The sequence below is a fragment of the Pricia mediterranea genome, from assembly GCF_032248455.1.
Classification (GTDB): domain Bacteria; phylum Bacteroidota; class Bacteroidia; order Flavobacteriales; family Flavobacteriaceae; genus Pricia; species Pricia mediterranea.
The window spans coordinates 25,065-38,079 of sequence record NZ_JAVTTP010000002.1; the positions used below are offsets into that span (position 1 = coordinate 25,065).

A 13,015-nucleotide genomic window follows, 5' to 3' on the forward strand; every position below is an offset into this window, starting at 1 on the left:
CTGCATTCAGCGGGGAGGCGACGTCGCAGTCAGCTGAATTCAACCATGCAGCGAATTCAAGAACTTGTGTCGCCACCACGTCCTATTTTGCTTTGAGCGGTTCCTCGCGATTGGCCTATTAATGAACATTTAGAACACTAAACCATGTCAAATACAACAATACCCGAACAATTCCAAATTAAAGCTCCCTTGCACCAAAAGAACTATTTGGTCAACGGAGAACTAAAAAGTTGGGATGGTACCACCGCAGAGGTCCATTCCACCATTTCATCCACCGAAAACTATGAGCCGACCTTGTTGGGCTCCGTACCCGACATGGGCGAACCGGAGGCATTGGAGGCCCTAAGTGCCGCCGTGGACGCCTTTGACCGGGGACAGGGCGTATGGCCAACCATGCATGTCAGAGATCGTATCGAGTGTATGGAAAAGTTTGTGGGCCAGATGGAGACCAAACGCGATGAAATCGTAAAATTACTAATGTGGGAAATCGGCAAATCCCTGCCCGACTCCCAAAAGGAGTTTGATCGCACGGTGGAGTATATTTATGATACCATCGAGGAATATAAAGATTTGGACCGTAATTCGGCCAAGTTTCAGAAACAGGACGGGGTATATGCCCATATTAAAAGGGGACCTTTAGGGGTAGTGCTTTGTTTGGGACCTTATAACTATCCGTTGAACGAAACCTTTGCGTTGTTGATTCCCGCGATTATCATGGGGAATACGACCATTTTCAAACCGGCAAAGCACGGAGTTTTGTTGATTACCCCGTTGTTGGAAGCATTTCAAAATAGTTTTCCCAAAGGAGTCGTGAACATTCTCTTCGGAAGGGGCCGAGTTTTGGCTACCCCAATTATGCAGAGTGGAAAGGTAGATGTACTGGCCCTAATCGGAAACAGTAAATCGGCCAATGCCATTCAGGAACAACATCCAAAAAGCAGCCGCTTACGGCTTGTTCTGGGTTTGGAAGCCAAGAATCCCGCGATAATCCTACCGGATGCCGATCTCGATCTGACCATCGAAGAATGTATTTCGGGAACCCTGTCCTTCAACGGGCAACGCTGTACCGCATTAAAGGTCATTTATGTTCATGAGGATATTAAGGAAAAATTCTTAAAGCGCTTCGCCGAACGTGTTGACGGACTTAATTTTGGTAATCCTTGGGATGACGGCGTCAACTTGACACCCTTGCCCGAACCCGGAAAACCGGCCTATATTCAAGAGTTGATCGACGATGCCAAGCAAAAAGGGGCGGAAGTAATCAACGAAAAAGGCGGCAAGCATTTCGATAATTATATCTGGCCGGCAGTTTTGCATCCTGTTACCAAAGATATGCGCGTCTATCAAGAAGAACAGTTCGGACCGGTGATTCCAGTACTCACTTTTTCGGACATCGAAGAACCGCTCGATGATATGGCGGAAAGCAATTACGGCCAACAGGTCAGTCTTTTTGGAAAGGATGTTTATGCCTTATCACCACTGATCGATACCTTGGTCAACTTGGTCTGCCGTGTGAACCTGAACAGTTCGTGCCAACGTGGCCCGGATGTCTATCCGTTTACCGGCCGGAAAGATTCCGCCCAAGCCACCTTGAGCGTCCACGATGCCCTGCGTTCGTTTTCGATACGTACGTTCGTGGCGTTTAAGGATAATGACCTGAACAAGGAAACTGTGGAGCAATTGTTGGAAACCAAATTGTCCAACTTTGTAAGTACGGACTATATTTTATAACAGGTTAAAACCCCGCATGACAGGTAACTGTTCATACGGGGTAAATTTTGGACTATTTGCTACTACCGGCCCAGTCACAACGTTTGAAAGTATAGCTTTCCGTTGGTGTTTGGGCTTTTTTTTTTCATCATTAAATATTCTTCGCCAACCAATCGCCGACCTCACTGGTCTTATACGATTTCCCGTCCTCGGCCAGATCCTCGGTCACGATACCTTCCGCTAGCGATTTGTTCACCACCCGGCGAATATCTTCCGCTTCTTGGTTGAGATTCAGGTCATCGAACAGCATGGCTGCGGACAGCACGGTAGCCAAGGGATTGGCGATGTCTTTCCCGGCCGCTTGGGGGTACGAACCGTGGATTGGTTCGTACAAAGAAACCTTACTCCCCACTGAAGCGGAGGGCATTAGGCCCATGGATCCGGAAATTACGGAAGCCTCGTCCGTCAGTATATCCCCGAACAAGTTTTCGGTAATGATAACATCATAGCCTTTGGGCCATTGTACCAAGCGCATGGCGACGGCATCGACGAATTCGTAACTGACCTCGACCTCGGGATAGTCCTTTTCCATCGCCTGCACGGTCTCCCGCCATAATCGGGAGGATTCCAGTACGTTCGCCTTATCGACACAACACAATCTTTTTGAGCGGCCCATCGCCATTTCAAATCCCTTTTTGGCCAGCCGCTGGATTTCGGCACGGGTATAGGTCATGGTATCAAAGGCGGTATTGCCATTATCTTTTCGGCCCCGCTCGCCAAAATAGACGCCTCCGGTCAACTCCCGAAGGATGATAAGATCGGTGCCTTCAATACGTTCCCGCTTTAGGGGCGATTTGTCGATAAGGGAGGGAAAGGTAAACGTCGGGCGCACATTGGCGAACAGTCCCAATTTTTGGCGCATTTTCAACAGACCTTGCTCGGGCCGCACCTTGGCGGAGGGATCGTTGTCAAATCGCGGATGTCCGATAGCACCAAAAAGTACTGCATCGGCATTGGCGCAAATTTCGTGGGTCTCATCGGGATAAGGCTCACCGACCTCATCGATGGCAGCGGCACCGGTCAAGGCAGGTTTCCAGGTGATGTCATGTTGGTATTTTTCCGCGATGGCATCACAGACTTTTACAGCTTGGTCGATTACTTCGGGGCCGATACCGTCTCCGGCCAATAGGGCAATGTTTAATTTCATGCTAAAGAGTTATTTGGTTTGTGGTCAATTTTTGTGGTCAATTGCGTGCGCAGCGCGGCAATCTATTAATTTGCTTCATATTTCTTTTCGGGGGCGTTCCTTTTCTCAACTTCGTAGCGTTATTCGACGGATTGCCGCGTCGGTGGTTTTTCTGCGAAAATTACCTCCTCGCCATTCGTGTTCCTAAATAATATTCAACATTTTCTCGGTGGCCTTGATGGCCGATACCGTCTGGTCGGAATCAAGTCCTCGGGACATAATTTCCTTTCCCTGGCTCTCCCAGGTGATGATGGTTTCACAGAGGGCGTCGGAACTACTTCCCGGGGGAATCCGCACCGAATAATCCACCAACTTGGGAAGCTCCATTTTCCGGGACCGATATATTTTTCTAAGCGCGTTTATAAAAGCATCGTACTGACCGTCACCGGATGCATTTTCCTCGAAAATTTCTCCTTCTATCTCCAGCGAAAGGGTGGTGGAGGGGCGCAGTCCCTTGGAATGGGTCAATACGTACGATTTTACGAAAACCTTTTGCAGGTAATCGGTGTTCAGCACATCAGAAATGATATAGGGCAGATCGTCCTTGGTGACCCTTTCCTTTTTATCCCCAAGTTCGATGATTCGGGCGGTTACTTTTTTGAGTTCATCTTCGTTCAGGGTCAGGCCGAGTTCCTGTAAGTTTTTTTGAATGTTTGCCTTTCCCGACATCTTGCCTAGGGCGTATTTGCGCTTCCTACCAAAACGCTCCGGCATCAGGTCGCTAAAATACAAATTGTTCTTGTTGTCGCCATCTGCATGTATTCCCGCCGTCTGGGTAAACACATTATCCCCGACTATGGGTTTATTGGAGGGGATGCCGATACCGGAAAAGGCGGAAACCAGCTTGCTGATTTTATACAGGGCGGTCTCATTGACGCCGATCTCTACTTCGGGCAGAAAATCGTTGATGGCCGCAATGGTGCTGGCCAGAGGAGCGTTCCCGGCCCGTTCTCCCATCCCGTTGACGGTCAGGTGCAGTCCGCGGCACCCGGCCTTCACGGCTTCCATAGCATTGGCCACGCCCAGATCATAGTCATTATGCCCGTGAAAGTCGAAATGGATATTCGGGTATCGGGCCACGATTTCAGAAAGAAAACTATAGGTTTCCGTATGGGTGAGAATGCCAAGGGTATCCGGAAGTAGAATGCGTTTGATGGGCTGTTCGGAGAGGAAATCCAAAAACTGAAAAACATAGTCCTTGGAATTTCGCATCCCGTTACTCCAATCCTCTAAATATATATTGCTATTGATACCTTTTTTTTCCGCGGCAGAAAAAACCGCGGCAACCTCTTCAAAGTGTCGTTTGGGGGACTTCTTAAGCTGAAATTTCAAATGATTGAGCGATCCCTTGGTCAAGAGGTTCTGGGTCTTGGCCCCTGCTTGTTCCATCCAGTTTAGGGACACGCCGCCATCGACGAAGGTGAGCACCTCTATTTTGTGGAGGTGTTGCTCGGAGGCCGCCCAATCCGTAATCTGCTGTACGGCTTCCAGTTCGCCTTGCGACACCCGGGCAGAAGCCACTTCGATACGGTCCACCTTCAGCTCGTCGAGCAAAAGCTTGGCCACCGTCAGTTTCTCGGATACTGAAAAGGATACTCCCGAAGTTTGTTCCCCGTCACGCAGGGTGGTATCCATGATTTCAATCCGTCTTTTCATTTCAACTATAGTGTATTTTTACTATTTGCCATTGCGAGCTTCGTCCGCTGCAAGCAGATGAAGCGAAGCGATCTGTTCGGCATTCTAGAATGTTGAACAGATTGTCCCGTAACCTTGTTTGCCTGCGGTAATTACGCTCCTCGCAATTACGTTTTATAATGGCCTTTCCTCCGCGAATTCCCGAATCTGCCCCTTAATATTAAGTAGATAGTCGATATCGTCAAAACCGTTAAGCATATTCGCTTTTTTATAGGCGTTGATGTCGAAGTTTTCTTGATCTCCCGTCCCTTCAATAGTGATGGTCTGTTCGGGAAGATTGACCTCAAAAGTGGCGTTCGGGTCGGCCTCGATGGCCCTAAAGATCTTTTCGAGGAACTCGGCACTCACCTGTACCGGCAGTACGCCGATGTTGAGGCAGTTGTTTCGGAAGATATCCGCAAAAAAACTGGATACCACACAACGGAATCCGTAATCATAGACCGCCCACGCGGCATGTTCTCGGGAGGAACCGGAACCGAAGTTCTTTCCCCCGACCAGAATGCGGCCGCTGTACATGGGGTTGTTCAGTACAAAGTCCTTTTTCTCGGAATGGTCGTTGTTATAGCGCCAGTCCCTAAACAGATTATCGCCGAAGCCTGTGCGCTCCGTCGCTTTTAAAAACCGTGCGGGAATGATCTGGTCCGTATCCACGTTCTCTATCGGAAGCGGTACGGCGGTCGATGTCAGTATGTTGAATTTATCGTATGCCATTGTAGTAATTGTTCGTTATTGGTGATAAACTGTGAGCTTCGTCCGCTGCAAGCCGTTGAAGCGAAGCAATCTGTTAAGAGTCTAGCCCTTGAGCATTCTAGAACGTTGAACAGATTGCCGCGTCGCGTCATTTTCTTGCGGCAAATGAAGCCCCTCGCAATTGCGTCGTTATTTTAAGCGTTCTCCAATTCTGATTTCATCAGCTCTCGCGGATCGGTCACTTTACCGGTAACCGCAGCGGCCGCGGCAACAAGGGGACTCGCCAAAAGCGTTCTAGATCCGGGGCCCTGTCTTCCCTCAAAGTTTCGGTTCGAGGTGCTGACCGCGTACTTGCCGGCGGGGACTTTGTCATCGTTCATGGCCAAGCAGGCGGAGCATCCGGGCTCACGAAGAGCGAATCCGGCTTCCTCCAGGATGTCCAATAAGCCTTCCTCCCTTATGGCCTTTTCAACCTTATGTGAACCGGGTACGAGCCAAGCGGTCACGTTGTCCGCTTTTTTTCTGCCTTCCACCAATGAGGTGAACAGTCTAAAATCTTCTATCCGGCCGTTGGTACAGCTTCCGAGGAAAACAAAATCGATAGGTTTTCCCATCATGGAATCTCCCTCGTTGAAATCCATATAATCCAAGGATTTACGATAGGTGGCCGCCCCACTATCTTTGGCATCGGCAAGGGGAATACCATGGGAAATTCCGATGCCCATGCCCGGATTGGTACCGTAGGTAATCATCGGTTCGATGTCTGCCGCGTCGAAGGTGACTTCCTTATCGAACTCCGCTCCCTCTTCTGTAGGAAGCGTCTTCCAATAGTCCATCGCCGTGTCCCAATCCGCTCCGGTAGGGGTGAACTCCCTGCCTTTGACGTACTCGAATGTCTTTTCATCCGGCGCGATCATCCCGCCGCGGGCACCCATCTCGATACTTAGGTTGCAGACGGTCATCCGGCCTTCCATGCTCATGTTTCGGAATACCTCTCCAGCATATTCAACAAAATAGCCGGTAGCGCCCGAAGTGGATAGTTGTGATATGATGTACAGGGCGACATCCTTGGGGGTAACCCCGAAATTCAGTTCGCCCTCAACATTGATGCGCATGCTTTTGGGCTTGGTCTGCATGATACATTGGGTGGCCAATACCATTTCGACCTCCGAGGTGCCGATTCCAAATGCGATCGCCCCAAAAGCCCCATGGGTAGAGGTGTGGGAGTCGCCGCAAACGATGGTAGCACCGGGTTGCGTAATACCGTATTCTGGCCCCACCACGTGCACGATTCCGTTTTTTTCATGACCTAATCCCCAGTACGAGATGCCATGTGCTTCGGAGTTTTTTTCCAAGGCCTCCAACTGTTTGGCGGAAAGTGGATCTTTGACGGGGAGGTGTTGGTTGATGGTCGGGGTATTGTGATCGGCGGTAGCAAAAGTCTTTTCGGGGTACATAACCTCTATGTCCCTATTCTTGAGGCCAAGAAAGGCCACGGGACTGGTCACTTCGTGCACCATATGGCGGTCGATGAAAAGCACATCGGGACCGTTTTCGATGTGTTGTACCACATGCGAATCCCATACTTTATCAAACAATGTTTTTTTCTTCTTCATGGTCTATAATCTGTAAATTCTAAGCTTACAAAGTTAATGAAACTAAGCCTCTTAGGAAATTATTGAGGATGGAAATTACGATGTCCAACCCCGATTTTACCCTTTCGGGAGTCCCCTAATACCGTAGGCTTTTGTGTTTTACCGAAAATGGGCTCCCCATAGCTAAGATTAGACTGCAGAAGGGCATCGGTCCTAGGTAAAAGGTCGGCTTGCCTACGGGATATCCGCTGGGAGCATCGCACCAGAAATCATGCAATTTTTTGAATCGTTGGATTTCTTCGAATAAAGAGGGATAGCGTCCCGTGAAGGGTCATCAACAGGTTGATAAGGAACAAGTACTCCCCAAAAAACGTGTTTTGCCCGAGTCCCAAATTTGGATATATCACAAAGCAGAACCCGTAATTTGCCGCATTGAGGATTAAAAAGGTAAGGGAATACGACCATTTACGACCCACTTTCGAATAAAGCCGAACCGAGAATAAAGGGATAATCTGGCTTGCGAAAAGGGAGGCGAATACCGGCCAGATAAAGAACAACGGCAACGCGAACAGACGGGTTTCGCGGGCGAAAGCCGTCAAAATCACGATGGGCGCATTAATGGCGACGGTCAACAGAAAGGCCCTGATCCATTTTTTATGTCGGACCTGCAGTCCGTTTCCTTTTAATTTTACGGCCACCAGATATAGAAAGGGGGCGAGGGCCAGATAAAGGGACGTCCAGGTCTCGACACTGTTCTTGGTGCTTTCGAAATTTTCTAAAAAACAGGTATAACGGCTTGCCATTTCAATTTGGGTGGCTTGGAGCTGTTCGTTGACTGCAATAAAGGCGGCAAGATAGATTCCGTAGAAGAGTAGGGGAAGCAGGACGGGAACACATAACCTCAAATGGGCCTTGGAAAACATCCTAACTTGCACTTTTTTCATCCCCGGAAAAAATAGTACAAGTGCCGGAAGCAGAAGCAAACTGGTTTCCCTAGAAATTAAGGCTAAAGTAAATAACGGTACGTACCAGGACCATTTAGCTTGAACAAACGCTATCAGGGCCAGCAGAATGAAGCAGTACTGCATCGGTTCGTCATAACTAAAGACCGGTGGGAAAAAAGCAAAGAGCACGGAAAACGACAAAAAATAAACGCTCATATTGGCTAGGGCCCGTGTGGGGGTGGACTTCAATTTTCTTGAAAGTTTAAACAACAGAATTCCGCTACAGAACAGCAGAAAAAAATTCACCAATATAAAGGAATGTCCGTCCCTTAGGCCGAACGATTCCGTCAAGTTTTCGATAAGTAGGCTGGTAAGCGGCCTACGGGCAAAGGGGGCGATTTCTTGATGGTAATCGATCTGGGACTTTAAGAATCCATGGGAGATCCTGGTGTTGTTCTCGTTCAACATGCTGTCCATATTCGGTAGCATGTGGAGGCCGAAGATCACCAACGTGAACCCGAGCGCCACCAGATAGGGCAAGGCCTTGCGCTGTGCTTTACTTCCGGGTAGTTTTGTAGTCACTGCTATGGATTAACGGTCGAATTTAGGTAATTTTGGAAAGCAAAGGACTTGAAACCGGAAAATGATGGAAAAGCCCAAAAATTACGACGACTTTGAAGCCACCTTACAACAATCGGAGCCAAACCGCGAATGGCCAGCTGCCCTCAAATCGCTTTGGTACGATGCCAAGGGGGACTGGGAAGCCTCACACGATATCGCCCAGGACTTGCACAACGATACCGGCAGTTGGATTCATGCCTATCTTCACCGAAAAGAGGGCGACGAGTTTAACGCGGGATACTGGTACCGGAGGGCGAACCGGGACTTTCCGAAGATGACCCTTAACGAGGAACACCGCGTGATTACGGAATCCATACTAACCAGGTAAGCTAAACCAGCAGATTGCATGGCCGAAACCACTTGCTTTTTTCAGCGCTTCAACTTCATCCTGTTGCCTTTTTTCTGGAAGTAGCCCAATTCTATTAATCTACGATTACATGGAGTACCCCTCAAGAATGGATACCCCGTCCATTTTCACTGCTTAAATCCTGGTATCTTCTCCATAGGCTTTTTGTCGGTAGTGCCGCCAAACTCAAAATCTGTTATCTATTTTTAAACTGTCCGTTCAACGATATTAGCCCCCACATTATCGTATTGCGTACAATACGTAGCAAAAAAAATAGTTATATACAAAACAAAATTTTTGGAATATGGCTATTGATACAATCGGTATTGGCGGAAATGAAGTAAAAGGCGATGCGAGCGAGGCCCTTAACGAGATACCACAGAACAGAACGCTTATTGCGGGTAAATTGACCCCGAATGCCCCGGTAAAACCGGAAGTTATCGAAGGCTTAAGAACGATCGAGGATGTATTCGAGCATTTCGAGCCCGAACTCAAAATTCCTTTTGAGGATAAGGATGGTGGTACCGTAAACGAAAGCCTGAAGTTCCGGAACCTTGGGGATTTCGGAAAGAAAGGCATCATCAACATCAGCGATTTCCTAAAAGAACTCGAAATAGAAAGCGACCAGTACAAACAGATTATCAAGCAGTTGAAGACCAATAAGATTTTGAAGGCCGCCCTGGAAGATCCCGAGGCCAAAAAGTCATTGATCGATACCATCGATGCCCTCGTAGAAGAAATAAGAACTACCCAATAAACCCCAAATCATGGCCCAACCCCAACCCCAAACCCAACAGAAGTCCGTTCAGCAAGGCGACAAGCCGTACGCGGAACGGATAAAGCAGAAGTCGGATGAATTCGTCAAGTACGGCGGATATGATCTATTGGAATCCGCAATCGACGGGGTGCAGAACATGAACCCCGATCGAAAGGCGCGGCGAAAGATGTTCCTCACCGAAAACAGCAAAAAACAGGAGCGTCGCGATTTGCTAAAGACCTTACAGCTTTGGTCCGACACCTTAAAATCGGGTGATGATATCATCGCCTTGGTACAATCCGCCGACGACAAGTCGCAGAAATCAAAGCAGGTGCTTACCAAAAACCTAAAATCGGCCTTGGATGAAACACGCGAGCTGGAAACCTCGTACCGCTCCATAGCCCTGTTCTACAAAAACACCGATCAGCCATCGCTAAAGAACGTGTCCGTCATCAATGCGGAACTCGAGCAGCTGACCGATCTTGACAATACCCGGTTCTTTGATCATATCAGGGAAGAACTGGTCGATAAATATGACCGTTTAGACCTCCGGGAGAACTACGGACTAATGGTTTTACCCGGCTATTTGGGGTCAAAATCCGTTGTCGATAAATGGGCCAAGGCGGCCCATGAGAACAAAGTGACCCTGATTACCGATTTCGCACATTTGGATGAGCCCGACGATGTGATGGAAATGTTCGAAAGTGCCAATCTCGCCGGTGCCGATATGTACCTTTCCAATACCATTATGACCTGTAATTGGTTGGTTGGCCGCGGCAGACACGACGAGGTCGGCGAAGAAGACGATGTACATGTTCCGCCTTCGGGTGCGCTGGCCGGTAAAATTTACAAGACTTTGATGTCACAGGTCACCGCCGGCAAGAAACACGGCGGGCTTAGTGAGGTCGATGGCGTGCGCTTCGATTTGAGAAAAAGCGAAATCGCCAATTTGGAAAACCTCGGGCTGGTACCCATGGTCAACGAATACGGCAAAGTGATGGCCTTTTCCGCCAAGACCCTGTTCAATGGAGATAATCTCGGGCTGCAGACCTATTCCGTCGTCCGTGTTTTCGATTATGTCGCGAAGGTGTTGATGGATTTCCTGAACCGGAGGGCCTTTGAGAATTTCAATACCAAGACCCGCAACGAGATACAGGCACAGATCGTTCGCTTTTTAGATGCCATTACCGGTCCCGATAAACTGATCGAAAACTTCGAGATCCGTCGATTCGAGCAGGACCAGAACCAAAAGGACCGTATTTATATGGATGTGCGTTTGAAACCCTACTTTCCGGCCAAGAATTTCTTGATTAAAATGGACGGACAAAAGGGGGACGAAGGTACCGATTGGGATACGGAATATACACAGCAGTAGCGTTTCGAACCCTGCAATAACACCGGTCGAGCCTTGCGGTACGAGGGGAAAACATCAAGGACGGGCATCTTGGTCCACACCTACCAAAAAGTGAAGAAGATGCCCGCATTGCATATAGGCATCGGAAAGTGCATCGAGGTGCCACGACCCCCAGGAATCCTGCCATTTGACGAATTTTCTTTCCATTCATGTGGTAGTCCGCAATATTTAAATTCCCCTTGTGTTTTGGTTTTTGAGGTAAATCTCCGTAACCAATTATGAAGAACAGCACTATTTTCTTCCTTTTGAGTGTGTTTTTTGGTGCTGGATGCCATGGGCAAGAGCAGCATACTGTACCCATATCGGTGATGGTCAACGCCCATACGACCTTGACCCTCTTTTTTCCATCCCCCATTTCCCGGACCATCGCTCCTGCGGCAAACTTTGAGTTCAAATATGATAACGATGAGCCCCAGATGGGACTTTTAAGCGGTAACCAAGGCAAATCGAGCAATCTTACGGTAATTACTGAAAACGGACATATCTATTCCTTCGCCATCGAGTATTCCGATAGTATAGAAAAGTTCAACTTTATATTGTCTCCCGAGATGGCGGTGGGGCGGCTTCCCAATCATACTTCGAAACCCGAAGACAACAAACAAGGAGAACCAGGGTCGAAACCGCGGATAGAAATGGGCGAGGTCAACGATAGTGCATCCGTTGAACCCGTGGTTACGGCATCCAACAATCCAGCGGAAATATCATCCGAAGTCCTTCCTAATAAGTTAGAAATCCCTGTCCAACCCGGTGATGCCGGAATACCCCTTCGAGCTTCTATTGCGGATGAAGAATTTCATCAAAAATCCAAATACAATCCTAAAGGGCTGGGCCACGGCGAAGAGGACCTGTACGATGTCGATAGAAATGAATACTACCGGATATTCTGCGAAAACAACTATCTGCAAAAAACGATTTTCTTGCGCACTTTCCGGCAGAACAAGAGGATTGTGCTCAAATTAAACAATATTTTGATCGATCGCGAGGAGATCTATTTTGTGCTTCAAATCGAAAATAATTCCCGCAAGGAATATCATGTCAACGGTTTAAGTTTTTTCCGAAAATCAGGGGTCGGACAGCTGCAGAAAATCATGAAACCCAGATATGTTTTCAACCTGCAGGATAAGATCGATCCCAAAGGCATCAACGAGGTCGTATTGGTCTTTAACCGATTTACGATATCCGGCAAGGAAGAAGTCTATGTCGTGTTGGATGAATTGGATACCAATAGAATGGTGCTATTGCCGTTGGATAACAAACAGATAAACGCCCCCACCAATTGAGACGACGAAACTATTTTCTGATGTTGATCCTTTTTCCCCTGATGGCGGTCGGGCAAAGCTATTCCAATACTCTTTCGGTGCATGCAGGTATTTTTGGGGAAGGCTATGGCGGGGAGATTACCTATAATACCAATCTCAGCGAAAGCAGCTTTACCCAGGTCGGTCTCGAAGTCAGTATGGCGGATTACAAATTTGGCGAGACCAGTTTACCCTATTCCAGTTTTACGGCAAACTATTCTTATTTCCTGACGGTGTATAGTAAAAACCGCCGGACGCAGTCCCTCAGCCTTGGGGGCGGGGCCGTCGCGGGCTACGAACTCGCCAATAACGGCAATGATGCCATTACGAATGTCGTCTTCGTCGATGGACAAAGTAAATTTATTTACGGGGGAGTGGCCAGCATAGACCTCGATATCATCGTTAGCGAACATGTTTCGTTAGTGGTAAAATCCTCACAATTTTACCATGTGAACAGTGATTTTGGCAAGTTCACCAACTTTTCCGGGATGGGACTGCGGTATTATTTTAATCTTTAGGAGCGAAACCAGCATCGGCCATGGTCCGATATCTCCGCCATCTGAAAAGAACCTTATAAATACTTCGGATAGCAAGCCATCCCTACATGAAAGGCACAATCCCCTTACAGGATAGACTTAGTTTTCCCTATAACGTAAAAGCAGGCACTTCATCCAAAATTCACACTAAACTGTAGCAGAG

General features: G+C 48.2%; 12 protein-coding genes. 6 read left to right on the forward strand and 6 right to left on the reverse strand.

Going from position 1 to position 13,015, the window contains the following annotated elements:
* Window positions 1-144 precede the first annotated feature (144 nt).
* Window positions 145-1,731: an NADP-dependent glyceraldehyde-3-phosphate dehydrogenase gene (locus RQM65_RS17635; protein ID WP_314016890.1), complete on the forward strand. Its 1,587-nt coding sequence runs from the start codon at window positions 145-147 to the stop codon at window positions 1,729-1,731.
* 130 nt (window positions 1,732-1,861) lie between these two features.
* Here the strand turns inward: RQM65_RS17635 and leuB are convergent, their stop codons facing one another.
* The 5 genes from leuB to RQM65_RS17660 form a co-directional block, all read right to left on the reverse strand.
* Window positions 1,862-2,917: a 3-isopropylmalate dehydrogenase gene (leuB, locus tag RQM65_RS17640; protein WP_314016892.1), complete on the reverse strand. Its 1,056-nt coding sequence runs from the start codon at window positions 2,915-2,917 to the stop codon at window positions 1,862-1,864.
* 183 nt (window positions 2,918-3,100) lie between these two features.
* Window positions 3,101-4,612 (reverse strand): alpha-isopropylmalate synthase regulatory domain-containing protein, encoded by a 1,512-nt coding sequence (locus RQM65_RS17645; protein WP_314016893.1) that lies wholly within the window; start codon window positions 4,610-4,612, stop codon window positions 3,101-3,103.
* Window positions 4,613-4,765: 153 nt separating this feature from the next.
* On the reverse strand, window positions 4,766-5,362 hold the full coding sequence (leuD, locus tag RQM65_RS17650) for a 3-isopropylmalate dehydratase small subunit (RefSeq protein ID WP_314016895.1): 597 nt from the start codon (window positions 5,360-5,362) through the stop codon (window positions 4,766-4,768).
* Window positions 5,363-5,535: 173 nt separating this feature from the next.
* Window positions 5,536-6,957, reverse strand: a complete 1,422-nt coding sequence (leuC, locus tag RQM65_RS17655) for a 3-isopropylmalate dehydratase large subunit (protein ID WP_314016897.1) — start codon at window positions 6,955-6,957, stop codon at window positions 5,536-5,538.
* 248 nt (window positions 6,958-7,205) lie between these two features.
* Window positions 7,206-8,462, reverse strand: a complete 1,257-nt coding sequence (locus tag RQM65_RS17660) for a hypothetical protein (protein ID WP_314016898.1) — start codon at window positions 8,460-8,462, stop codon at window positions 7,206-7,208.
* A 64-nt stretch (window positions 8,463-8,526) separates the two neighbouring features.
* Between RQM65_RS17660 and RQM65_RS17665 the strand changes: the two genes are divergently transcribed.
* From RQM65_RS17665 to RQM65_RS17675, 3 genes are all read left to right on the forward strand, one after another.
* On the forward strand, window positions 8,527-8,829 hold the full coding sequence (locus tag RQM65_RS17665; RefSeq protein ID WP_314016899.1) for a hypothetical protein: 303 nt from the start codon (window positions 8,527-8,529) through the stop codon (window positions 8,827-8,829).
* Between the two features lie 322 nt (window positions 8,830-9,151).
* Complete coding sequence (locus tag RQM65_RS17670; RefSeq protein ID WP_314016900.1) at window positions 9,152-9,604, forward strand: hypothetical protein; 453 nt, start codon at window positions 9,152-9,154, stop codon at window positions 9,602-9,604.
* Window positions 9,605-9,614: 10 nt separating this feature from the next.
* Window positions 9,615-10,979, forward strand: a complete 1,365-nt coding sequence (locus tag RQM65_RS17675; RefSeq protein ID WP_314016901.1) for a DUF5458 family protein — start codon at window positions 9,615-9,617, stop codon at window positions 10,977-10,979.
* 54 nt (window positions 10,980-11,033) lie between these two features.
* Here RQM65_RS17675 and RQM65_RS17680 read toward each other — a convergent pair whose 3' ends face one another.
* The gene (locus RQM65_RS17680) at window positions 11,034-11,165 is read right to left on the reverse strand and encodes a hypothetical protein (protein WP_314016903.1); all 132 of its coding nucleotides are present in this window, start codon (window positions 11,163-11,165) and stop codon (window positions 11,034-11,036) included.
* Window positions 11,166-11,236: 71 nt separating this feature from the next.
* On the opposite strand from RQM65_RS17680, the gene RQM65_RS17685 reads away from it, so the two are divergent.
* Window positions 11,237-12,298, forward strand: coding sequence for a DUF4138 domain-containing protein (locus RQM65_RS17685; RefSeq protein ID WP_314016904.1), 1,062 nt, complete (start codon window positions 11,237-11,239; stop codon window positions 12,296-12,298).
* Between the two features lie 20 nt (window positions 12,299-12,318).
* Entirely contained in the window at window positions 12,319-12,834 is a 516-nt protein-coding gene (locus RQM65_RS17690) for a conjugal transfer protein TraO (protein WP_314016905.1), read from the forward strand.
* The last annotated feature ends 181 nt before the right edge of the window (window positions 12,835-13,015 follow it).